This is a genomic window from Stenotrophomonas sp. AS012628, from assembly GCF_010608305.1.
GTDB classification, from domain to species: Bacteria; Pseudomonadota; Gammaproteobacteria; order Xanthomonadales; family Xanthomonadaceae; genus Stenotrophomonas; species Stenotrophomonas geniculata.
Window position 1 is genome coordinate 57,029 of the sequence record NZ_VMBJ01000009.1, and the last position, 22,770, is coordinate 79,798.

Annotated in this window: 23 protein-coding genes; 17 read left to right on the forward strand and 6 right to left on the reverse strand. The window is 67.1% G+C overall.

Going from position 1 to position 22,770, the window contains the following annotated elements:
* The first annotated feature begins 43 nt into the window (after window positions 1-43).
* Both G5A07_RS06505 and G5A07_RS06510 read left to right on the forward strand, forming a co-directional pair.
* Window positions 44-2,350 (forward strand): tetratricopeptide repeat protein, encoded by a 2,307-nt coding sequence (locus G5A07_RS06505; protein WP_191863049.1) that lies wholly within the window; start codon window positions 44-46, stop codon window positions 2,348-2,350.
* A 94-nt stretch (window positions 2,351-2,444) separates the two neighbouring features.
* Window positions 2,445-2,903 carry a hypothetical protein gene (locus G5A07_RS06510; protein ID WP_049411349.1) on the forward strand — a complete coding sequence of 153 codons (459 nt, stop codon included), beginning with the start codon at window positions 2,445-2,447 and terminating at the stop codon, window positions 2,901-2,903.
* A gap of 41 nt (window positions 2,904-2,944) precedes the next feature.
* Here the strand turns inward: G5A07_RS06510 and ccsA are convergent, their stop codons facing one another.
* Window positions 2,945-3,739, reverse strand: a complete 795-nt coding sequence (gene ccsA, locus G5A07_RS06515; RefSeq protein ID WP_010483269.1) for a cytochrome c biogenesis protein CcsA — start codon at window positions 3,737-3,739, stop codon at window positions 2,945-2,947.
* 122 nt (window positions 3,740-3,861) lie between these two features.
* On the opposite strand from ccsA, the gene ffh reads away from it, so the two are divergent.
* From ffh to G5A07_RS06565, 10 genes are all read left to right on the forward strand, one after another.
* Window positions 3,862-5,238, forward strand: a complete 1,377-nt coding sequence (gene ffh, locus G5A07_RS06520; RefSeq protein ID WP_010483267.1) for a signal recognition particle protein — start codon at window positions 3,862-3,864, stop codon at window positions 5,236-5,238.
* A 144-nt stretch (window positions 5,239-5,382) separates the two neighbouring features.
* Entirely contained in the window at window positions 5,383-6,459 is a 1,077-nt protein-coding gene (locus tag G5A07_RS06525) for a nitronate monooxygenase (protein ID WP_057502589.1), read from the forward strand.
* On the forward strand, window positions 6,456-7,238 hold the full coding sequence (locus G5A07_RS06530) for an aminotransferase class IV family protein (RefSeq protein ID WP_057502588.1): 783 nt from the start codon (window positions 6,456-6,458) through the stop codon (window positions 7,236-7,238). Before G5A07_RS06525 ends, G5A07_RS06530 begins: the two co-directional genes overlap by 4 nt.
* A gap of 130 nt (window positions 7,239-7,368) precedes the next feature.
* Window positions 7,369-7,629: a 30S ribosomal protein S16 gene (gene rpsP / locus G5A07_RS06535; protein ID WP_005415733.1), complete on the forward strand. Its 261-nt coding sequence runs from the start codon at window positions 7,369-7,371 to the stop codon at window positions 7,627-7,629.
* A 44-nt stretch (window positions 7,630-7,673) separates the two neighbouring features.
* On the forward strand, window positions 7,674-8,186 hold the full coding sequence (gene rimM, locus G5A07_RS06540; protein WP_010483256.1) for a ribosome maturation factor RimM: 513 nt from the start codon (window positions 7,674-7,676) through the stop codon (window positions 8,184-8,186).
* 8 nt (window positions 8,187-8,194) lie between these two features.
* Window positions 8,195-8,953: a tRNA (guanosine(37)-N1)-methyltransferase TrmD gene (gene trmD / locus G5A07_RS06545; RefSeq protein WP_071305685.1), complete on the forward strand. Its 759-nt coding sequence runs from the start codon at window positions 8,195-8,197 to the stop codon at window positions 8,951-8,953.
* A gap of 154 nt (window positions 8,954-9,107) precedes the next feature.
* Window positions 9,108-9,509 carry a 50S ribosomal protein L19 gene (rplS, locus tag G5A07_RS06550; RefSeq protein ID WP_005415736.1) on the forward strand — a complete coding sequence of 134 codons (402 nt, stop codon included), beginning with the start codon at window positions 9,108-9,110 and terminating at the stop codon, window positions 9,507-9,509.
* An 82-nt stretch (window positions 9,510-9,591) separates the two neighbouring features.
* Window positions 9,592-9,972: a DUF6404 family protein gene (locus tag G5A07_RS06555; protein WP_043396663.1), complete on the forward strand. Its 381-nt coding sequence runs from the start codon at window positions 9,592-9,594 to the stop codon at window positions 9,970-9,972.
* 79 nt (window positions 9,973-10,051) lie between these two features.
* Window positions 10,052-10,486 carry a DUF1801 domain-containing protein gene (locus tag G5A07_RS06560; RefSeq protein ID WP_191863050.1) on the forward strand — a complete coding sequence of 145 codons (435 nt, stop codon included), beginning with the start codon at window positions 10,052-10,054 and terminating at the stop codon, window positions 10,484-10,486.
* Between the two features lie 38 nt (window positions 10,487-10,524).
* Window positions 10,525-10,932 (forward strand): DUF1801 domain-containing protein, encoded by a 408-nt coding sequence (locus tag G5A07_RS06565; protein WP_010483245.1) that lies wholly within the window; start codon window positions 10,525-10,527, stop codon window positions 10,930-10,932.
* Window positions 10,933-11,006: 74 nt separating this feature from the next.
* On the opposite strand, the gene G5A07_RS06570 is transcribed toward G5A07_RS06565, so the two are convergent.
* Window positions 11,007-12,467, reverse strand: a complete 1,461-nt coding sequence (locus G5A07_RS06570; RefSeq protein ID WP_191863051.1) for an MATE family efflux transporter — start codon at window positions 12,465-12,467, stop codon at window positions 11,007-11,009.
* Window positions 12,468-12,529: 62 nt separating this feature from the next.
* Between G5A07_RS06570 and G5A07_RS06575 the strand changes: the two genes are divergently transcribed.
* From G5A07_RS06575 to G5A07_RS06585, 3 genes are all read left to right on the forward strand, one after another.
* Window positions 12,530-12,769: a hypothetical protein gene (locus G5A07_RS06575; protein ID WP_010483240.1), complete on the forward strand. Its 240-nt coding sequence runs from the start codon at window positions 12,530-12,532 to the stop codon at window positions 12,767-12,769.
* Between the two features lie 9 nt (window positions 12,770-12,778).
* On the forward strand, window positions 12,779-13,186 hold the full coding sequence (locus tag G5A07_RS06580) for an RNA-binding S4 domain-containing protein (RefSeq protein WP_010483238.1): 408 nt from the start codon (window positions 12,779-12,781) through the stop codon (window positions 13,184-13,186).
* Window positions 13,187-13,299: 113 nt separating this feature from the next.
* Window positions 13,300-14,487 (forward strand): cellulase family glycosylhydrolase, encoded by a 1,188-nt coding sequence (locus G5A07_RS06585; protein ID WP_010483236.1) that lies wholly within the window; start codon window positions 13,300-13,302, stop codon window positions 14,485-14,487.
* A gap of 72 nt (window positions 14,488-14,559) precedes the next feature.
* Here G5A07_RS06585 and G5A07_RS06590 read toward each other — a convergent pair whose 3' ends face one another.
* The 3 genes from G5A07_RS06590 to mutS form a co-directional block, all read right to left on the reverse strand.
* The gene (locus G5A07_RS06590) at window positions 14,560-15,162 is read right to left on the reverse strand and encodes a DUF937 domain-containing protein (protein WP_010483234.1); all 603 of its coding nucleotides are present in this window, start codon (window positions 15,160-15,162) and stop codon (window positions 14,560-14,562) included.
* Between the two features lie 108 nt (window positions 15,163-15,270).
* Entirely contained in the window at window positions 15,271-16,782 is a 1,512-nt protein-coding gene (locus tag G5A07_RS06595) for a catalase (RefSeq protein WP_191863061.1), read from the reverse strand.
* A 318-nt stretch (window positions 16,783-17,100) separates the two neighbouring features.
* Window positions 17,101-19,656, reverse strand: a complete 2,556-nt coding sequence (gene mutS / locus G5A07_RS06600; protein WP_032952456.1) for a DNA mismatch repair protein MutS — start codon at window positions 19,654-19,656, stop codon at window positions 17,101-17,103.
* 350 nt (window positions 19,657-20,006) lie between these two features.
* Here mutS and G5A07_RS06605 point away from each other — a divergent pair, with 350 nt between their 5' ends.
* Both G5A07_RS06605 and G5A07_RS06610 read left to right on the forward strand, forming a co-directional pair.
* Entirely contained in the window at window positions 20,007-21,284 is a 1,278-nt protein-coding gene (locus G5A07_RS06605; RefSeq protein ID WP_043396651.1) for an O-antigen ligase family protein, read from the forward strand.
* Complete coding sequence (locus G5A07_RS06610; protein ID WP_053442715.1) at window positions 21,284-22,276, forward strand: glycosyltransferase; 993 nt, start codon at window positions 21,284-21,286, stop codon at window positions 22,274-22,276. Before G5A07_RS06605 ends, G5A07_RS06610 begins: the two co-directional genes overlap by 1 nt.
* A gap of 30 nt (window positions 22,277-22,306) precedes the next feature.
* On the opposite strand, the gene G5A07_RS06615 is transcribed toward G5A07_RS06610, so the two are convergent.
* Window positions 22,307-22,699 carry a barstar family protein gene (locus G5A07_RS06615; protein ID WP_049455629.1) on the reverse strand — a complete coding sequence of 131 codons (393 nt, stop codon included), beginning with the start codon at window positions 22,697-22,699 and terminating at the stop codon, window positions 22,307-22,309.
* Window positions 22,700-22,770 lie beyond the last annotated feature (71 nt).

A 22,770-nucleotide genomic window follows, 5' to 3' on the forward strand; every position in this document is an offset into this window, starting at 1 on the left:
GTACCTTCTCATCCAGCCTTCGCTAGACAGGAGCACTTACCCCATGGACATCTGGAACTGGGTCGAAAAACTGCAGGGTGACCTGCGCCAGGCGGGCCAGGCGCAGAACGCGCACCTGCTGAACCGTCTCGCCGACGAGGTGAGCGAACTGCGTGTCGACCGCGTCGACGCGCTGCTGCCTGAAGCGCGTGCGCTGGGCAAGGCGCTGGACAACCCGTGGGTCGACGTCTACGTCGGCCACTGGGCGCTGCGCAATCGCGTCGGCAACCGCGTCGAAGGCGAAAGCGCGCTGGGCGAAGCCGTGGCGCTGTTCGAGCGTGCGCATCGTGAGGACACGATGGAGTGCCCGCAGTCGATCTGCGTGACCCAGGATCTGGCTGCCTGCTACGGCAACATCGATGGCCCGGGCTGGGTTCCCGAACGTGTCGAGGTGTGCGATGAAACGCTTGCACGCATCGATCCAAGCTGGGCCTGCTTCCAGTGCCTGAGCTGCGAAAAGGCCGATGCGCTGCTGGATGATGGCCGCGGCCAGGATGCGCTGGATTACCTGCAGGTGCAGTCGGATGCGATCGAGGCCTGCGGCAAGGAAGTGTTCGACAGCTTCCCGGAAATGCAGATCAAGATCCTGCTGGGCATGGGCCGCGCCGAAGAAGCGCTGTTGCTGATCGAGAAGCGAGAGGCCGAAGTGGCCGCGTCCGGCGAGTACGAGCCGGCCAACTGCACGGTGCCGCGCCGCCTGTCCAAGGCATGGGCGCTGGCCCAGCTGGGCCGCGACGAAGAGGCCGTGCAGCAGCTGGTGCCGTGGAGCGAACTGACGCCTACCTACTGGCGACTGTGGGCGAACACGGCCGCAGCGCTGTGCCGGCGCGATCCTGCACGCAATACCTGGGATCTGGGCACGCGCTTCAACACCATCATCGAACACTTTGCCGAGGTTGGCTCGCACCGCCTGCTGATCGAAGTCGCTGCGCTGAGCCTTGAACTGGCGCTGCAGCGAGGTGCACGCTGGGTGGCGCTGCGCCAGCTGGAACTGGCGCGTACCCATCTGGCGCAGCTGCGCCAGGACCGTGGTGCGGCAGCATTGGTGGCCGACCTGGCCGCGCGTATCGATGCATTGCCTGACGTTGCGCCGCTGCCGGTGCCGGCCAGCGAACTGCTGGCCTGGCTGAACGAGCAGGGGGAGCAGAACCAGTCGCGCGATCCGGAGCGCGAGGCCCAGTGGCTGCTGCAGGCACAGGCGCAGCTGCCCGATGACGAGGCGCTGGCTGAGATGGCTGCCTCGGCATTGAGCGCCTGTGGTGCGCAGGCGGAAGCGCGCGCATTGCTGTGGCGATTCGTGCGCGCACACGATCAGGATGATGGCCCGGCCGCCTACACGCTGATGCGCTGGCTGACCGAGCAGGGCGACGACGAGGGCCTGCGTCAGCTGGCCGGGATCTACCGTGGCAGCGTGCCGGTGTTCGCGCACTGGTGCGAGGTGCAGCGTGCACGTCGCGTGTCCGATTGGCCGGCGCTGGAGCAGGCCGCGCAGGCGCTGCTGGCCGCCTCGCCGGGTTCGCACGGCGCGCGGGGCACGCTGGCGCGCATGTACATGGAAACCGGCCGTTTCAGCGAAGCACAGGCCTGCTATGCGCAGCTGGTGGAGCTGCTGGAGGAACCCAACGCCGCGCACTGGGACCACATGAGTGCGGCCAGCGCGGCACGCGACTGGGATGCGGTGCGCCGCTCGGCGGCGGCGATCGGCATGGAGTTGTCCAGCCCGGATGGCGTGGTCGAGGAGCCGTGGGGCTGGGTGATCATCCGCAGTGAAGAGAATGGCGAGCCGATGGAGTACTACGCCCGTCGCAGTGGCCCGGTGACCGCACGCATCGTCGAGAACGCACCGGCCAACCGTGCCCAGCAGGTCGGCGACTGGGTGGTGTTTGATGCCGCGCTGGTGCACCCGGCACCGGAGGAAGAAGAGGCCCGCGAGCACTTCATTCCGACCTATGCGCAGGTCCATGTGCTGGAACGCGGTGGTTTTGCCCGCAGCTGGCTGGTCGATGGCGCGCACCCGGGCGAAGAAGCCTGGAACGCCTTCGTCGAGGCGGCCGAAGCACAGGGTTGGAAGGTGTGGTCGCACAGCCGCGCGGACTACACCGTGACCGACCCCGACATGGAGGGAGGCACCCTGCCGGGCGTGCTGTTCACCGTTGCGCAGCCGCAGGACCACGCACCGCTGGCGCTGCACCGCTTCCTGCAGCAGGAGACCGCGAAGTGGCCGCACCCACACTGCTGGCTGCGGCTGGCCGAAGCCTGCGACCAGGACCGCCAGCCGCATCTGGATGTGATCGAGCGTTACGGGTTGTAAGTAGAGCCGAGCCTGCGCTCGGCTTATGCTGGAACGCAGCCGAGCATGGGCTCGGCTCTACAACAGATCGCCATCACGACCAAAGGGATTGGACATGCGAAAGACAGGGATGTTGATGATTGCCGGCCTGCTGCTGGCGCCAGCAGCACAGGCCGCGCCCGCCTGCCAGGAACCGGCAGCTGTGGCCCGCGCGTTCTACGAAGCGACGACGGGCGATGGCGACCTGCTGGAACCGCCGCCCGCGCTGGTCAGCCCCGGCTTCGGCAAGGCCCTGCGCGGCGAGCGCGCCTGCCAGCAGCGCGAAGAGGGCATCTGCACGATCGATTCCGATCCGTGGCTGGATGCGCAGGACGGCGACATCGAAACCCCTGTGCGTTACAGCTGGAAAGAGGCGTCGGCCACCGCCGGCGAGGTTGAGATGCGCTATTCGGTTTGGAAGAAGGCCTACGTGACCCGTCTATCGATGGTGCGCCAGGGGCAGGGCTGCTGGCAGGTCGATGACATCCTCACCAACAGCGGCCGTTCGGTGCGGAAGATCCTGGCCCAGCCTTGACGTTAGCGCCGGTGGCTGCCGACCGTTGGTCGGCACACCGCCTATCGCGAATGCCCGAACACCAGCTCGATCACGAACTGGCTGCCGAAGAACGCCAGCAGCAGCAACAGCATCGCCGCCAGCGTCCAGTGCACCGCCTTCATGCCGCGCCAGCCGTAGCGGCGGCGGCCGATCAGCAGCACGCCGAACACGATCCACGACAGCACGCTCAGCACGGTCTTGTGTACCAGCTTCTGTGCCAGCAGGTCGTCGACGAACAGCACGCCGGTGACCAGGGTCAGGGTCAGCAGCGCGAAGCCGACGGTGATCACCCGGAACAACAGCGATTCCAGGTCGGCCAGCGGCGGCAGCGCCCGCAGCCACGGGCGGAACTCGCGGCGGCGCAGTGCGCGCTCCTGCAGCCACAGCATGATCGCCAGCAGCGCGGCGATGCTCAGCGTGGCGTAGGCCAGCAGCGCCAGCCAGGCGTGGCTGGCCAGGCGCCAGCCCAGCACCTTGCTCGGTTCGTGGCCGTAGCCGTGGTAGGCCAGCAGCAGCACTGCGGCCAACGGGAACACCACCACGCCCAGTGCCGACATCCTCCCACGCGCGCCGACCAGCGAGGTCAGCCACGCCATGCCCAGGCCGACCAGCGACAGCGCGGCGAAGAAGTGCATGTCCGGCCCGCCGTTGGTACGCATCGCCACCATCACGTGGTAGCCGCCATGCAGCAGCATCGCCGGCAGGGCGGGCCACAGCCAGGTGGGGGAACCGGTGCTTTCATCGCGGCCGAGCGCGCGCACCAGCAGGGCACTGGCAGCCAGGTAGAGCAGGACGGCGATGAGAACGATTGTCATCGTTGCAGTTTCGCATACCCCTGCGATAGTGGCGACGGCCCCGTGGTCGCAGTCCGGGGAGGCGAGCGGACCCGTTATACTGTCTGCCTTATTGTCCCCCGCTTTCAGACAGGTTGCGCCGCATGTTCGAGTCCCTGACCCAGCGCCTTTCCGGCACCATCGAGCGCCTGCGTGGCCGCGGCCGCCTGACCGAGGAGAACATCCGCGAGGCGACCCGCGAAGTGCGCATCGCGCTGCTTGAAGCCGACGTGGCGCTGCCGGTGGTGCAGGCCCTGATCGAGCGCATCAAGGTGCGCGCGGTCGGCCAGGAAGTGCTGAAGTCGCTGACCCCGGGCCAGGCCCTGATCAAGGTCGTGCGCGACGAGCTGACCGCGGTGATGGGGGCTGAAGCCAGCGACCTGAACCTGAATGTCCCGGCCCCGGCCATCATTCTGATGGCAGGCCTGCAGGGTGCCGGCAAGACCACCACGGTGGGCAAGCTGGCCAAGCACCTGAAGGAAAAGCGCAAGAAGAAGGTGATGGTGGTGTCGGCCGACGTTTATCGTCCGGCCGCGATCGAGCAGCTGAAGACCCTGGCCGAGCAGGTCGGCGTGCTGTTCTTCCCGTCCAGCGCCGACCAGAAGCCGGAAGCCATCGTGCGCGCCGCCATCGACGATGCACGCAAGTCGTTCGTCGACGTGCTGCTGGTCGATACCGCCGGCCGCCTGGCCATCGACGAAGCGATGATGGCCGAGATCAAGGCCCTGCACGCGGCGGTGAACCCGGCCGAAACCCTGTTCGTGGTCGACGCCATGACCGGCCAGGACGCAGCCAACACCGCGAAGGCCTTCGGCGATGCGCTGCCGCTGACCGGCGTGGTGCTGACCAAGACCGACGGCGACGCCCGCGGCGGTGCCGCGCTGAGCGTGCGCTACATCACCGGCAAGCCGATCAAGTTCGTCGGTGTCAGCGAAAAGCCGGAAGGCCTGGACGTGTTCCACCCGGACCGCATCGCCAGCCGCATCCTCGACATGGGCGATGTGCTGTCGCTGGTCGAGCAGGTCGAACAGCAGGTCGACAAGGACAAGGCCGCCAAGCTGGCCGAGAAGGTCGCCAAGGGCAAGAAGTTCGACCTGAACGACATGCGTGACCAGCTCGAGCAGATGCAGAACATGGGCGGCATCGGCGGCCTGATGGACAAGCTGCCGGGCCTGGGCAACATCCCCGACCATCTGAAGCAGCAGGTCAGCCAGGGCAAGGAAGTGCCGCGCATGATCGCCATCATCAACTCGATGACCAAGAAGGAACGGCGCAATCCGAACCTGCTCAACGGCTCGCGCCGCGCGCGCATCGCCAAGGGCTCGGGCGTGACCCCGGCCGACGTCAACAAGCTGATGAAGCAGTACATGCAGATGGAAAAGATGATGAGCAAGATGGCTGGCGGCGGCATGAAGGGCATGTTGCGCAGCATGAAGGGCATGATGGGCGCCATGGGCGGCCGCGGCATGCCGTTCCGTTGATGACGGCCCGGTCGCAGTCTGATGTAGCGCCCGAGCCTGTGCTCGGGCGGCGGCGCGCAGGCGACGCAACAAGCCGCCGGGCAGGCTCGACTCTACCCCCGCCCTGCGCGCACCATGGGGGCCTGTCCGAAACGATGGGCCGTCATGCAGAGTTCCGCTGTATCTTCCCGCGTCGAGGCGTTCTGCCGGCGCTTTGACGTTTCCGTTCCGATCCTGCTGGCACCGATGGCCGGCGCCTGTCCGGTGCCATTGTCGGCCGCGTTGGCCAATGCCGGCAGCATGGGTGCGATGGGCGCGGTGCTGTCGTCATCTGCCGATATCGGTCGCTGGATGGAGGACTTCCGCGCGACCTCCACCGGCCCGGCACAGGTGAACCTGTGGGTGCCTGACCCCGTGCCGACCCGTGACGTTGCCGCCGAGGCCGCCAGCCGCGCCTTCCTCGCCCAATGGGGCCCGGACGTGCCGGCCAGCGCCGCCGATGCCACGCCCGCCGACTTCGAAGAACAGTTCGCCGCGCTGCTGGCGGCGCGTCCGGCGGTGGCCTCGACCATCATGGGTGTGCTGCTGCCGCGCCACGTGCAGCAGCTGAAGGACGCCGGCGTCGCCTGGATCGCGTGCGCGACCACGTTGTCTGAAGCACGCGCTGCCCAGGACGCCGGCGCCGATGCCGTGGTGGCGCAGGGCGTGGAAGCGGGTGGGCATCGTGGTTCATTCGATCCGGCGATGGCCGAGCGCCAGCTGGTCGGCCTGTTCGCGCTGCTGCCACGGCTGGCCGATCACCTGCACATCCCGGTGATTGCCGCCGGCGGCATCGCCGATGGCCGTGGTATCGCCGCCGCACTCACCTTGGGCGCCAGCGCCGTGCAGATCGGCACCGCGTTCCTGCGCACGCCGGAAGCGGCGATCGCCTCGGCGTGGGCCGATGGGCTGGCCGCCAGCGAACCGGAAGACACCTGGCCGACCCGTGCCTTCAGCGGTCGTCTGGGCCGTGGTCTGGCGACACCCTACGTGCGCGCCGCCGCCGCAGAAGGCGCCCCGGCGCCGCGTCCGTACCCGGTGCAGCGCGGCCTGACCGCGCCGATGCGCAAGCAGGCCGTGCAGGAAAACCGCCTGGCCGCGATGCAGGCCTGGGCCGGGCAGTCGGCATGGATGGCGCCGGCACAGCCGGCCGCAGACGTGCTGCGCGGCATGTGGAGCCAGGCGCAGGCACTGCTGCGATGACGCTGACCTGCAACGGCCAGCCGGCGCAGGTGGAGGATCTGCTGCCGGCGCTCGTCAACTACGGCCACTTCACCTCGCTGCAGGTGCGCGACCACGCGGTGCAGGGACTGGACCTGCATCTGGCGCGGCTGTCGCATGCCACGCGCGAGCTGTTCGGTAGCGAGCTGGATATGGCGCAGGTGCGGGCTTGGATGGTGCAGGCGCTGCGGCAAGCGGGGCAGGGCGATGCCTCGTTGCGGGTGACGGTGTATTCGCGCCACTTCGATTTCCGCAATCCGCTGGCGGCGGTGCCCGTGGACGTGCTGGTGGCGGCGTCCGCGCCGGTGACGCTGACCGCCTCCAAGCGTGTGCGCAGCGTGGCCTGGCAGCGTGAACTGCCGCAGATCAAGCACGTCGGCACGTTTGGCCTGTTCGCCGAGCGCCGTGCGGCGATGGCGGAAGGATTCGACGATGTGCTGTTCGTGACCGTCGATGGCGAAATGAGTGAAGGCAGCACCTGGAACCTGGCCGTGCACGATGGTGAACGGCTGCTCTGGCCGCAGGCGCCGGCCCTGCGCGGGACCGCCGAGGCGCTGCTGAAGCAGCATTGGCCGGGGGCGCAGGCCACGCAGCCATTGCGGCTGGCGGATATGGCCGGCGTGAAAGCCGCTTTTGCCTGCAACGCCAGCGGTCTGTGGGCGCTGGAGGCCATCGACGGGCATGTCCTGCCCGGCTCGCAGGCACTGGCTGAGCAGGGCAGAGCGGTGCTTGCGGCGGTGGCTTGGGACGGTTTGGGGTGAAAAGCCCGCCGGGCATGGCCCAGCACTACCGTGAAGGCTGGTCACCCATGGGGTTGGCTCGGCCGGGCTCTGCCGCTATAATCGCCCGCTTACCTCGCCATCCTGGCGACTGGGCAATAGGAAAAACACCATGGTCAAGATTCGACTGACCCGCGGCGGCGCCAAGAAGCGTCCGTTCTACCACATCATCGTCACCGACGTGCGCAGCGCGCGCGACGGCCGCAACATCGAGCGCGTTGGCTTCTACAACCCGGTCGCCCAGGGCGCCGAGAAGCGCATCGAGCTGGACCTGGCCCGCGTTGACCATTGGGTCAAGAACGGCGCCCAGCCGACCGACAAGGTCCGCAACCTGATCAAGGAAGCGACCAAGTCCCAGGCCGCTGCGGCCTGATCCTGACGGGCCACGCTTCGGCGTGGCCCTCTTGGTTGAAGCAGATGAAAGATATCGAGCGCCGCATCCTGCTGGGCAGGGTTGTCGGCGCTTTTGGTGTGCGCGGCGAGATCAAGCTCGAGTCCTGGACCGAGCCACGTTCCGCCATTTTCCGTTACCAGCCGTGGATCGTGCGCAGCCCGTCCGGCGTGGAAACCACGATTGAAGGTGTACGCGGCCGCGACAGCGGCAAGCACCTGGTCGCCCGTTTCCCCGGCGTCGAGGACCGCGATACCGTCGAAGCGATGCACGGCACCGAGATCTACGTGGCCCGCAGTGCATTGCCGCCGCCGAAGCCGGACGAGTACTACTGGGTGGACCTGGAAGGCCTGGATGTGAAGACCACCGAGGGCGTTGCCCTGGGCCAGGTCTCGCATCTGTTCAGCACCGGCGCCAACGACGTGGTGGTGGTCCGGGGTGACCGCGAGCGGATGATTCCGTTCGTGCAGCCGGACTTCGTCAAATCGGTCGACTTCGAGGCCAACCTGGTCGTGGTCGACTGGGATCCCGAGTTCTGAGTGTGAGCATGCGTTTCGACGTCATCACCCTGTTTCCCGAGTTCCTCGCCCAGTCCGCCGGATTGGGCGTGGTCGGGCGCGCGCAGGAGAAGGGGTTGTTCAGCCTGCATGGCTGGAACCCCCGTGATTACGCCGAAGGCAACTACCGCCGGGTGGACGATCGTCCGTTCGGTGGTGGCCCGGGCATGGTGATGCTGATCGAGCCGCTGCAGGCCTGCCTGCAGGCGATCCGCGATGCTGATACGACGCCGGCACGGGTGATCTACCTCAGCCCGCAGGGCGCGCCGTTGACCCAGGCCAAGGTGCGGGAACTAGCGGCCCTGCCGCGCATGGTCCTGCTCTGCGGCCGCTATGAAGGCATCGACGAGCGTTTCCTGGAGGCCAACGTCGACGAGGAGATTTCCCTCGGCGACTACGTGCTGTCCGGCGGCGAACTGGGTGCGGCGGTGATCATCGACGCCGTGGCCCGCCTGCAGGACGGCGCCCTGAATGACGCTGAATCGGCGGCGCAGGACAGCTTCGAGGGTGACCTCGGCCTGCTCGACTGCCCGCATTACAGCCAGCCGGCCCAGCATCCGCTGGGTGACGTGCCGGATGTGCTGCGCTCGGGCAACCACGCGGCCATCGCGGCCTGGCGCCGCCAGCAGTCGCTGGTCCGTACCGCCCAGCGACGCCCGGACCTGCTGGATGAACAGGCGCTGGGCAAGGCCGACCGCAAACTGCTGGACCAGGCCCGCCAAGCCCCGAAACACAAGGCCAGCCCCTAGCGCAGGGCTGGCTTTATCGGCTATCATGGCCAATTCCCGTCGACCCCGGTCGGCGCGCGCAGTACCCAAAACAAACGTGCAGCACAGTCCGGTGACTGCATGAGCCTACGTTGTCGATACGACACGCCCACCCGAACAAGAATCGGTGTAACCCATGAGCAAGCTGAACAAGTCCATCGTCGCGGAATTCGAATCCGCCCAGATCACCCGTGAACTGCCGAAGTTCAGCCAGGGCGACACCGTTGTCGTCAACGTGAAGGTGAAGGAAGGCAGCCGCGAGCGCGTGCAGGCCTACGAAGGCGTTGTCATCGCCACCAAGAATGCTGGCCTGAACTCCTCGTTCACCGTCCGCAAGATCTCGCACGGCTACGGCGTCGAGCGCGTGTTCCAGACCCACAGCGCCATCATCGACTCGGTCGAAGTGAAGCGTCGTGGTAAGGTCCGCGCCGGCAAGCTGTACTACCTGCGTGGCCTGGAAGGCAAGGCTGCCCGCATCAAGGAAGACCTGGCTGCCGCTGCTGCCGCCAAGGCTGCCCGTCTGGCCGACAAGGCCTGATAAACAACTTCGGTTGTTGCCGCAACGGCCACCTTCGGGTGGCCGTTTGCGTTTCCGGCATCGCATCGGCCACGATCGGGTGATGAATGACATCAACCGGCACTATCCGCCCGTGATCCAGTCGGCGTTGCGCTTCCTCGACGGCAAGGGGCTGGCACGCGTGCAATCGGCGCCGTTGCTGCATCGCCTGCTGTGGCGCGTGGGCATCGCACTGCCACCGCCGATCCTGGCCGGCTTCGGCACCAACGCGCTGGTGCAGGGCCTGTTGTTTGGGCTGTTCTGGACCGCGCTGATGTGGCTGATGCTGTGGCAGGGCAGCGAGCGCCCGCTGGCGCTGTTGCTGGTGGCCGGCCTGGTGGCCGGTGCGCTGTTCGGCATTGTGATGGCGGCGCTGATGCGCTCGCTGCGCCGGCACCGCAAGCTACCGGACTGGCGGCAGTTCCGGGCACGGCAGGCGGACTGAGCCGATGGCGCACTGCGCCGTGACTGCCGGCTACCGGCCGCGCTAGGCTGCGGCTTCATCCCGATGGCCGTACCGTGCGATGCCTGCCAAGCGAACCGCACCTTTCGCCGCGCCCACGCTGCTGTCCGGCGGCAACCCGCAGATCGCCAAGGGCGAGGGCGATGCCCCGGTGCAGGCGTACATCGCCGCCATGCCGGACTGGAAGCGGCCGATCGGCGCACAGCTGGATGCGCTGATCGAGCAGGCTGTACCCGGCGTGCGCAAGGCGGTGAAGTGGAACTCGCCGATGCATGCGGTGGCGCCGGGCGAAGGCTGGTTCCTCAGCTTCCATTGCTTCACCCGCTACATCAAGGTGGCGTTCTTCCGTGGCGCTGCACTGAAGCCGATGCCACCCGAGCCGTCCAGGAGTGCCGATACGCGCTACCTGCACATCCCGCAGGATGGCGCGCTGGATGAAGCACAGTTCCTCGACTGGGTGCGCCAGGCCGCCGCGTTGCCCGGTGAGCGCATGTAACCCCGACGTTCTGGTTTCCTTCCCGACGAGAGCTGCTGATGGCCACGCATGCACCGAACCCTGCCGATGCCGGAACCCCGGCAACTGAACTGATCGATGCGCGCATCGCCGAGCTGGGCGACTGGCGTGGCGAAGTGCTGGCACGCGTGCGTGCGTTGATCCATGAAGCGCTGCCGGACGTGCAGGAAACCTGGAAGTGGCGCGGTACACCGGTGTGGGAGCACAACGGCATCCTGTGCACCGGCGAGACCTACAAGCAGGCGGTGAAGCTGACCTTCGCCAACGGGGCGGCGCTGGCCGATCCGAAAGGCCTGTTCAACGCCAGCCTGGAGGGCAACACGCGGCGCGCGATCGACATCCATGAAGGTGCGATGCCGAATGCCGCTGCGTTGAAGGCGTTGCTGCGCGCGGCGGCGGCGTTCAACGCGGCGAAGAAGAAACGCTGACCGCCTCCTGTAGCGCCGAGCCCATGCCCGGCTTTGAGGGCCGCGCCTGTGCGGACCAACGGTCCGCACCCACCTCAGCGCGGCGGAGTGGCATCCGGGTCGGCCACCGGTGACGGTGGGCAGGCCGGAATTTCCGACGGCGTGGCCAGTTCTTCGGCGTGCGAAGGCTTGCCCATCATCTTCGCCTTGCGCCAGCCACCCCAGCGGTAATACGCCAGCGACAGCAGCATCGACACCAGCGAACTGACCGGGAAGCTCCACCAGATCGCATCGGCGCCCCAGTACGGCTGCAGCAGCTCGGCGAACGGCACGCGCACGCCCCACAGCGAACCGGCCAGGATCAGCAGCGGCGGAATCACCGCGCCGGTGGAGCGTACCACGCCGGAGATCACGAAGCTGACGCCGAAGAACAGGAACGAGCCGATCACCACGTGGTTGAGGTGGCGGGCGATGTCCAGCGCCTGGCTGGCCGGCGGCAGGAACAGGGCCAGCAGCTGGCGATCGAACACCACCAGCGGCAGGATCAGCGCGCCGGTCAGCAGGAAATTGAACAGCACGCCCTGGCGCGCGGTGCCGCGCACGCGGTCCCAGCGCTGCGCACCGACGTTCTGCGCGGCCATCGACGAGCACGCGGCGCCGATCGCCATCGCCGGCATCTGCAGGTAGTTCCACAGCTGCAGCGCGGCGCCGTAGCCCGCGCCGGTGTCGGTACCGTACTGGTTGACCATGGTCATCAGCAGGATCACCGACAGCGAGATCAGCACCATCTGCAGGCCCATCGGTACGCCCTTGACCACCAGCGCCTTGAGGATGGCCAGGTCGAGCTTGAACAGGCGCATGTCGGCACGGCCCAGCCACAGCGTGTGGCGCTTGTGCCGCATGTACAGCAGCAGGCCGGCCAGCGACAGCGTCTGCGCGACCAGCGTGGCCCAGGCCGAGCCGGCAATGCCCAGCGCCGGGAACGGGCCCATGCCGAAGATCAGTACCGGGTTCAGCACGATGTCCAGTGCCACCGAGACCATCAGGAAACGGAACGGCGTGCGCGAGTCACCGGCACCGCGCAGCGCGGCGGTGAGGAAGGCGAACGCATACAGCGTCGGCATCGCCAGGAAGATGATCTGCAGGTAGGCCTCGGCCAGCGGCAGCGAGGCGGCCGGCGTGCCCATCGCCGCCAGCAGCGGATGGGCCATGAACCAGCCGGCGATGGCGATGATTACCGACAGGCCGATGAAGAAGGTGGCGCTGGTGCCGACCACGCGCCGCGCATGCGCGATGTCGCGCGCGCCGATGGCCTGGCCGATCAGGATGGTCGAGGCCATGCCGAAGCCGAACACCGAGCCGATGAGGAAGAACATGATGTTGTTGGCGTTCGCGGTGGCGGTCAGTGCCGCCTCGCCGAGGAAGCGCCCGACCCAGACCGCATTCACCGAACCGTTCAGCGACTGCGCGATGTTGCCTGCCAGGATCGGCAGGGAAAACAGCAGGAGATTGCGGCCGATCGGGCCGGAGGTCAGGTCAATCGGCGCTTTGGCCATGGAGTGGTGATCGAATCCCGGGAGGCGCACACTAGCACCAAGCCGGTTTGCAGGATGTGGCAATGCATCAACGACTGCAGATGAAGCGGAGCGTGGCGCTGGCCTTGATCGGCGCCGCACTGGCCGCATGTTCGACAGGTGACCGGCTGGGCGATACCCAGGTGCGGCCAACCGACCGCCCCGAGTGCCTGGTCGGCAGCCAGCGCCAGGATCTTTCCGCCGGCGTACCTACCCTGATCGGGGGCAGCGGCTGCCGCACCGATCCCGACAACCCGCGTCCCCTGAACAAGCGAACGGAGTAGTCCCTGCCGATGACCGAGCTTTCCCCGCTGTCGCCCAGTGTCCGCCTGGACATCTGGTTGTGGGCGGCCCGCTTCTTCAAGACCCGCAGCCTGGCCAAGCAGGCCATCGAAACCGGCAAGGTCAGCGTCGCGGGCCAGCGTCCGAAATCCTCGCGCGCGGTGCGTGTGGGTGAGCAGCTGCAGGTGGATCGCGGCGAGGAGCATTTCGAGATCCGGGTGCTCGGCCTGAGCGACCAGCGCGGGCCCGCACCGGCGGCGCAGCAGCTGTATGCCGAGAGCGAGGCCTCCAAGGCCCGTCGTGCCGAACAGCGTGCGCTGCGCATCGCCGCACGCGATGGGTTCCAACCGCCAGAGCACAAACCGGACAAGCGCGCGCGGCGGTTGATCCGCGCGTTGGGCGATATCGACGCGCTCTGACCGAACGGCGATTCCGGTGCATGGTTCCTATCGCGGCGCGAAAGCAGGCGTGAGTCACGGTGCATTCGGAAAGGGCGGGGCAGGCTGGAAGTCCACTTTCTGGAAGCCTGCCCATGCATCGCATGCTGTTATGCCTGTCCCTGCTTGCCGCCGCGCCATTGCACGCGGCCGACATCACGTTCTGGGACACTCCGCAGCGCGGCGGCAACAGCATGAACATGTCGCCTCCGGACCGGAGCTACTTCGAGGCCCTGCGCGCGACCGGTGCGACCTGGGTACGGCTGGTACCGGACAAGTGGAAGGGGCAGGGCGGGCGTGACTTCCTGATTGGCAACGCCGACGACTACCGTAGCCTGGTTCCGGCCGACCTGGCCACGCTGCGGCGGGTGCTGGATGATGCCGACGCGGCTGGGCTGAAAGTGGTGCTGACTCCTTTGTCGTTGCCGTTGCTGCGCTGGAAGCAGCACAACGGCGACAAGGTCGATCCGCGCCTGTGGCAGTCCTTCGACAATCACGCGCCGGCCCGGCGCTTCTGGAGCGACCTCGCCACGGCATTGAAGGGCCATCCCGCACTGGCCGCCTACAACCTGATCAACGAGCCGGTTCCCGAGTATGGTGCTGGCCTGGCCGAGCATGCCTCGGCCGCGGCCATGCAGCAGTGGTACGCCGGTGTGGAAGACGGTCCACGCGATCTGCGCCGCTTCTATTCGGACCTGATCGCCAGCATCCGTGCGGTCGATGCGGACATGCCGTTGATGCTGGATGCCGGCTGGTACGCCGCTGCCGACGGTTTCAACTACTGGCCGGCGCCGCTGGCAGATTCGAAACTGCTGTACAGCGTGCACATGTATGAGCCGTATGCCGCAACCAGCGCGCCTAACCAGAAGCGCACCACGCCGTATCGCTACCCAGGCGTGGTGCCGTTTGGCGAACACAGCGAACGCTGGGATGCCGCGCGGGTCCGCAGTTACCTGCAGCAGCCGATGGACTGGGCGAAGACGCACGGCGTGAGGGCCAACCGCATGGTGGTCGGCGAATTCGGCTGCATGCGGCGCTGGCCCGACTGCGGCCGCTACCTGCAGGACGTGCTGCAGGTGCTGGAGCAGGACAAGGTGCACTGGGCCTTCTACGCGTTCCGCGAGGATGGCTGGGATGGCATGGACTACGAGCTGGGCGACAGTCCGCTGCCGTGGTCGTACTGGCAGGCGCAGGAGAAGGGGAAGACCGTGGCGCCGCCGCGTTCGATGAAGGCACCGGTGTTTGCGCCGATCCTGGAGCGGTTGAAGGCGGGCAACCGGTAAGACGCCGGGCATTGCCCGGCGCGTTCCATGGAGATGCCGATCACGCCGGGCCACGCCCGGCGGCGGCATCGTTCAGCGCTTGCCACCCAGCAGGCTGCCGCCGATCTTGAGCAGATCGCCCACGCCGAGCTGGCCGTCACCGTCCTGGTCCAGCAGGCTGCCGAGCAGGCCACCGGCAAGACCGCCCTGTTGCTGCACCTGCTGCTTTTCCTGGCCCAGGGCCTGGCTGAGCGAGCCGGCATCGGCCTGGCCGCCACCGAGGCGCTGGGCAAGGAAGGCCATCACGATCGGCGCGAGGATCTGCAGCAGCTGGCTGGTGCGGCCGCTGTCGAGCTGGGTGGCCTGGGCCAGGCCGGTTTCCACCTTCTGCTGGCTGCCGCCGAAGATGTGGCCGAGGATGCCTGCGCCATCGCTGGCGGCACCGCCGCCGCCGCCACCCAGCACCGAGCCGAGCACGCTGCCCAGGTCCAGGCCACTGTGGTTGTTCTGCAAGGCGCCGAGCAGTGCCTGCGCGCCCTGCGGCTGCGAGGCGTTGTTGCCCAGCGCGCCCATCAGCACCGGCAGCGCGGCACTGATCGCGCCGGAAGCCTGGGTATCGCTGATGCCGAGCTGCTGCGACACCTGCTGCAGCGGGGCGCCCTGCAACTTGGCGAGAAGTTCATCGGTCAGGCTCATCTGCGGAATCCTTGATTGGGGTTGGGCGTGCAGAAGGTACGACGCGGACCGTTAAAACGGCGACGCCGCCTCGCAGGGAGGCGGCGTGCCGTTCACGCGGGAGGGCGGTCAGAGCTCGATGTCTTCGGCGCCCGGGGTGGCGGTGGGCAAGTCCGCTTCCGGCTGGGCCGGCTTGAACGGATCCGACGGCTGGCTGGCCAGCGCCTTCAGCGCCGCGGCCACACCGGCACCGTAGGCCGGGTCGGCCTTGCTGCAGTTGTCGATGTGGCGCTGCTTGATGAAGTCCGGCGCATCGCCCAGGGCACGGGCGGTGTTGGCGAACAAGCGGTCCTTCTGCGCCTGGTTGTAGCTGCGGAACAGCGCACCGGGCTGGCTGAAGTAGTCGGCGTCGTCTTCGCGGAAGTTCCAGAAGTCGGCGTCACCGCGGATCTTCATCGGCGGCTCGCGGTACTCCGGCTGCTCCTGCCACTGGCCGTAGCTGTTCGGCTCGTAGTGCGGCAGGCCACCGTAGTTGCCGTCCACGCGCATCGCACCGTCGCGGTGGTTGCTGTGCACCGGGCAGCGTGCGGCGTTCACCGGAATCTGATGGTGGTTCACGCCCAGGCGGTAGCGCTGCGCATCGGAGTAGGCGAACAGGCGCGCCTGCAGCATCTTGTCCGGCGAGGGGCCGATGCCCGGCACCAGGTTGCTCGGTGCGAACGCGGACTGCTCAACGTCCTGGTACCAGTTGACCGGGTTGCGGTTCAGTTCGAACTGGCCCACTTCGATCAGCGGGTAGTCGCTCTTCGGCCACACCTTGGTCAGGTCGAACGGGTGCACGCGGTAGGTTTCCGCATCCAGTTCCGGCATGACCTGGATGAACAGCTTCCACTTCGGGAAGTCACCCTTCTCGATCGCGGCGAACAGGTCGCGGCCGTGGCTTTCGCGGTCATGGCCGACCAGGATCTGCGCCTGCGCGTCGGTCAGCGATTCGATGCCCTGCTGGCTGACGAAGTGGAACTTGACCCAGAAGCGCTCACTGTCGGCGTTGGTGAAGCTGTAGGTGTGCGAGCCGAAGCCGTGCATGTGGCGGAAGCTGCGCGGGATGCCGCGATCGCTCATCACCACGGTCACCTGCAGCAGGGCTTCGGGCAGCAGCGTCCAGAAATCCCAGTTGTTGCGCGCGCTGCGCAGGTTGGTGTGCGGGTCGCGCTTCACGGCCTTGTTGAGGTCGGCGAACTTGCGCGGGTCGCGCAGGAAGAACACCGGCGTGTTGTTGCCGACCAGGTCCCAGTTGCCTTCTTCGGTGTAGAACTTCAGCGCGAAGCCGCGGATGTCACGCTCGGCATCGGCGGCGCCACGCTCGCCGGCCACCGTGGTGAAGCGGGCGAACATCTCGGTCTGCTTGCCGACCTTCTCGAACAGCTTGGCGCGGGTGTACTTGCTGATGTCGTGGGTGACGGTGAAGGTACCGAACGCGCCCGAGCCCTTGGCGTGCATGCGACGCTCGGGAATGATCTCGCGGTTGAGGTTGGCCAGCTTTTCCAGCAGCCAGACGTCTTCCATCAGCAGCGGGCCGCGTGGGCCGGCGGTCTTGCTGTTCTGGTTGTCCACCACCGGCGCGCCGAAGGCCGTGGTCATCGGGGTCACCGGATCATCGCCCTGCTTCTGTTTCGGCGTGGTGCTCAGCTCGCGCTGCTGCTGGGCGCCTTCCGCAGGCGACGGCGCGGTGTGATACGGGCATTTGGGGCTGTTGTTATCGGACTGGCTCATGGCTGGCTCCTGCGGGTGAAGACGGGGTGGAACATCTTCACTCGACTTTAGCTAGCGCCAGATGAAATGAATAATCGAATGATTCGTTCAGGTTGATAGATTCTGTCAATTGAAACTCAGAATCAGATTTGCGAAATCTTTCGATGGGCCTCCTGCGAGGCAGGAGGCCAAGCGCTTGCGCTGCGGCTACAGCAGCGCTTTCAAGCGATACAACGCTTCCAGCGCCTGCTTCGGCGTCAGTTCGTCCGGATCGATGGCGGCCAGTGCTTCCTGTGCCTTGTTCGATGGCGCCGCGAACAGGCCGAACTGCTGCGGTGCATCCAATGCCTGTGGTGCCAGCTCGGCGGCATGGCTTTCACCGCCGCGCTGTTCCAGCTCGGCCAGGCGACGGCGCGCCTGCGCTACGGTGGCGCGCGGCAGGCCTGCCAGGGCCGCCACCTGCAGGCCGAAGCTGCGGTTGGCCGGGCCGTCCTTCACCGCGTGCATGAACACCAGCGCCTCACCGTGCTCGACCGCGTCCAGGTGCACGTTGGCAATACCGCTGCGGCCGCCTTCGTGCTGCTCATCGGCCAGCGCGGTCAGCTCGAAGTAGTGGGTGGCGAACAGCGTGTAGCAGCGGTTCTGGTAGGCCAGGTGGCGGGCCACCGCGTCGGCCAGCGCCAGGCCATCGTAGGTGGAGGTGCCGCGGCCGATTTCATCCATCAGCACCAGCGAATGCGCGGTGGCGTGATGCAGGATGTAGCTGGTCTCGGCCATCTCGACCATGAAGGTCGACTGCCCGCGGGCCAGGTCGTCACCGGCGCCGATGCGGGTGAGGATGCGGTCGATCGGGCCGATCAATGCGCGGCTGGCCGGCACGAAGCTGCCGATGTGGGCCAGCAGCACGATCAGCGCGTTCTGCCGCATGTAGGTCGATTTACCGCCCATGTTCGGGCCGGTGATGACCAGCATCCGGCGGTCCGGATGCAGGTCCAGGTCGTTCGGTTCGAACGGCTGCTCGCGTACCGCCTCGACCACCGGGTGGCGGCCGCGTTCGATCTTCAGGCACGGCTCGGCCTGCAGTTCCGGCCGGGCCCAGTCCAGCGCCTGCGCGCGTTCGGCGAAGGCGGCCAGCACGTCCAGTTCGCTGAGTGCGGCGGCGCACTGCTTCAGCGGCTCCAGCTGCCCGCCGAGGGTATCCAGCAGCTGCTCGTACAGGTACTTCTCGCGCGACAGCGAACGGTCGCGCGCGGACAGCACCTTGTCCTCGAACGCCTTCAGTTCTTCGGTGATGTAGCGCTCGGCATTGGTCAGCGTCTGGCGGCGGGTGTAGTGCACCGGCGCGCGGTCGGACTGGCCCTTGCTGATTTCGATGTAGTAGCCATGCACACGGTTGTAGCCCACCTTCAGGGTGGCAATGCCGCTGCTTTCGCGCTCGCGCTGTTCCAGGTCGACCAGGAACTGGTCGGCGTGGGTGGACAGGCGGCGCAGTTCGTCCAGCTCTTCATCGAAGCCATCGGCCAGCACGCCGCCGTCGCTCAACTTCAGCGGCGGCATCTCGGCGATGGCGCTGGCCAGCAGCTGCGCGCACTCGTCGTGCTCGCCCAGCGCCGCATGCAGGGCCTGCAGGCGTGGTGAGTCCAGCGGGGCCAGCACGTCGCGCACCGCCGGCAGCAGGCCCAGGCCGTCGCGCAGGGTGGAGAAATCGCGCGGGCGCGCCGAGCGCAGCGCCACGCGGGTGAGGATGCGTTCCAGGTCGCCAAGGCGGCGGAACTGCTCGCGGATGTCAGCGTCGCTGCCGCGATCGATCAGGGTTTCCACCGCATGGTGGCGCTGTACCAGCACCTCGCGCAGGCGCAGCGGACGATGCAGCCAGCGCCGCAGCAGGCGGCCGCCCATCGGCGTCACCGTGCTGTCGAGCACGCCCAGCAGCGTATTGCGGGTGTCGCCATCAACACGCGTATCCAGTTCCAGATGGCGGCGGGTGGCGGCGTTCATCGCGATCGCCTCGCCGGCAGTCTCCATCGCGATGGAGGTCAGGTGCGGCAGGCGCTGCTTCTGGGTTTCCTCGACATAGCCGAGCAGGGCGCCGGCGGCAGCGGTCGCGCGCGGCTTGTCATCGATGCCGAAGCCGCTCAGGTCATGCAGTTTGAAGAAGTTCAGCAGCTGGCGGCGGCCACTGTCGGCATCGAACAGCCACGGCGCGCGGCGACGCACGCCGGTGCGCTGGCGCAGGAACTCCGGCCAGTTTTCTTCGTCGGGCACCAGCAGCTCGGCCGGCTCCAGCCGTGCCAGCTCGGCTTCCAGGGCGTCGTCGGTTTCCACTTCGTTGACCAGGAAGCGGCCGCCAGCCAGGTCGGCCCACGCCAGGCCGTAGCCCTGCTTGCTGCGCGACAGGGCCATCAGCAGGGTGTCGCGGCGTTCATCCAGCAGCGCCTCGTCGGTGACCGTGCCGGGGGTGACGATGCGCACTACCTTGCGCTCGACCAGGCCCTTGGCCAGCGCCGGGTCGCCGATCTGTTCGCAGATCGCCACCGACTCGCCCAGTGCCACCAGCCGCGCCAGGTAGCCTTCATAGGCATGTACCGGCACGCCGGCCATCGGGATCGGTGCGCCCCCGGAGCTGCCGCGCTGGGTCAGGGTGATGTCGAGCAGGCGCGCCGCCTTGCGGGCGTCGTCATAGAACAGTTCGTAGAAGTCACCCATGCGGAAGAACAGCAGCAGGTCCGGGTAATCGGACTTGGCCGCGAAGAACTGCTTCATCAGCGGGGTGTGGTCCTTGGACGCCTTGGCGTTGCTGGTGTTGTCTTTTGTATCAGTCACTTGGGGCGTTTCGCGTCTTGGCAGGGCGTCGGGGCGTGGCCACGCGCAGGCATGGCCGGAGAGATCGTTAGTGTAGCGACCTGGGGCGGTCGATGATCCCGACCGGAAGCCCAGAGACAAGGGCGGTTGCCCGCGACTGTCCGTACGCCAACGCAGGCCCCCGTACACCTGCGGTTTGGTTGATTTCCACGGGGCCCCACGGTAGTGTCAGCCCCGGCGATTTCCGCCAAGCGGCCTCCATGGAAACCGGGGCGACTCACCCCGGGCGGGCGTTGATGGAAAGAACAAGCATGACTGCAGCCTGCATGGCCGCCGAACCTCGTTACACCTGGCGTACCGTCCTGCTGAGCATCCTGGTCGCCATCGTTCCGCTTGCCGGCTCCGCACCCTACACCTTGCTGAAGGCGGTGCTGCTGCTGGCCCTGCTGGTCACCGGCGTGGTTCTGATCCGCCGCCAGCCCGATGTCCGCCTGCGCTACCGCATCGCCCGGTTCATCGTGATCGTCTGCTTCCTGCGCCTGGCCTATGCCTTCTACAGCATCCTCTGGCACGGGCTGCGCTGGAACGAACTGGACCTTCCGGCACAGACACTGCTCTACCTGGGCACCGCTGCGGTGTTCGCCACTGCGCTGGACTGGCGCCTGATCTGGAAGATCTTCGCCCTGTCCACCCTGGTCTTCGGCGGGTCGTGCATCGTGCAGCACCACGTGATGGGCCTTGAACGCGCGCACGGTTTCAGTGGCGGCGAATGGACCGCCATCGAGTTCACCATGGTGACGCTGTGCATGGCGCTGTTCTCGGTCATCCGGTTGATCCAGCCCAATGTCCATCCGGCCGAACGCTGGCTGCACGGCGTGGCCATCGCCGTCGGCGTCTATGGTTCGATCCTGGCGCAGAGCCGCGGGCCGATCCTGGCGTTCATTCCCGCCATGCTGATGGTGATTGCGGTGCACGTCCGGCGCACCCGGCGCTGGCGGGGGGCACTGGCCTTCGTCGGTGCCCTGGTCATTGGCGTGGTCGGCGCCACCTCGGTGCTGAACCATGAGGTGATCCAGCGCTTCGGTGAGGTCAGTGGCGAGATCTCCGGTTTCAACCAGGAAAACGAGGTCGGCTCGGTCCGCGAGCGCATCGCCATGTGGGGTGTGGCGGTCGACGCCTTCGCCGAGCATCCCGTGGCGGGGGTGGGCCTGAACCAGTTCGGTACCTATGCACGTGAGGGCATCGCCCGCGGCGAGGTGTCCGAGTCGATCTTCCGCTACAACCACCCACACAACGAGTACCTGGAAGCGGCGGTGACCGGTGGCGTGCCGCTGCTGCTGATCATGCTGCTGGTCTTCATCCTGCCCGGCATCCATTTCGTGCGACGTCTCGGCCACGCCGACGACATCACCGCGATGATCGCCACCGCCGGACTTGCCGTGGTCATCGTCTATGCGCTTTCGGCGTTCACGGACAACGTGTTCTACCGGGCGATGCCGCATTCGTTCTATTTCTACCTGGTGCTGGGTTTCATGCTGGCGACCGCCTTGCCGGCGCGTGACCTGCTCCGGCCAGGGAGTCCCTCCTGATGGCGCATATCCATCTGCTGGCCGCCGACAACCAGCGTGGGCTGTCCCATGACATCCAGGTGATCGAGCGCTCGTTGCAGCAGCTCGGGCACACGGTGACGGTCAGCCGCCTGGACGCGGTCCGCAATGGTGGCGCCTGGAAACTCCGCGGAATGCGCCTGCGCAGGCTGCTGGCCTCGTGGCTGAGCCTGGGGCGCACGCCCGCCCGGTTCGACGTCAACATCTCGCTGGAACATGTCCGGCCGGCGAGCTTCGGACTGGCCAACGTCAATCTGTTGATCCCGAATCCGGAATGGGTGTCCGCACGCAGCCTGCGGATCCTGCCGCGGTTCGATGCGTTGCTGACCAAGACCGAAGAAGCCACGCGCATCTTCAACGCGCTGGGCATGCGCGCGCTGGAAGTCGGTTTCTGCAGCCGTGACCGCTACGACCCGGCAGTGCCGCGCAGGCCGCGCAGCTTCCTGCATGCGGCCGGTACCAGCCGTATGAAGGGAACGGCTGCACTCGTCAATGTCTGGAAACGGCACCCCGAATGGCCCTTGCTGACCATCCTGCGCGGCGGCCCTTCGGACGAAGATGAGGGCGGTGCCGCGAACCTGAGAATCGTCCGCGAGCGGCTGCCCGACCAGGAAGTGCAGCGCCTGCAGAACGAACATGCGTTCCACCTGTGCCTGTCGCAGACCGAAGGCTGGGGCCACTATCTGGTGGAAGCGATGAGCTGCGGGGCGGTGGTGATCACCTGTGACGGCGCGCCGATGAATCAGATGATCGACGACAGCCGCGGCATCCTGGTTGCCGCGCACGAGGGCGAGCCCTGCCATCTGTCCAGGACCTGGCATGTGGATGAGAAGGCGCTGGAACAGGCCGTCGAGCGCGCGCTGGCGATGGATGAGGCCGAGTGGACCCGGCTGGGCGCCAATGCACGCGCATGGCACCTGGCCAGCGAGGTGGCGTTCCCGCGCCGTCTTGGCGAGGCCCTGGCCAAGCTCTGAGCTGATGTGGGGCTGGTCGCTGCAGCCCGCTCAGCCAGGCACCAGGGTGATCTGCGGATGGCTGCCGAAGATCTCCATGACGATCTCGAAGTAGGTCTGTCCCTGGCCAAACGCCAGTGCCGTCAACTGAGCGTGGATGGCCGCACCGTTGAACCTGCCGCCCTGAGCGAGTTTCGACTGCAGCCAGGCGCGCGTGGTCTCGCGGCCCAGTGCATCGCGGCTGTGGGCGATGTCACGCCACACCACCGTGGCGATGGCATGGCCTGCGAGAGCGCCGTAGCCGCCGTGAAGCAGGTCATCAAGCGCATCCAGGCTTGCGCCCAGTTGCCAGTCTTCGTCGGCCATGAACACGCGATTGATTTCCACGTAGAGGCTGGCGATGTCGTTGATGGACGCGCCTTCGATGTGCAGGATCCGTGTCATCTGCAGACTGTAGCCCTCCCGGGCGGCGGTTGTGTCCGGCGCAGATAATCCAGGGCCGCTTCGGATGGAGC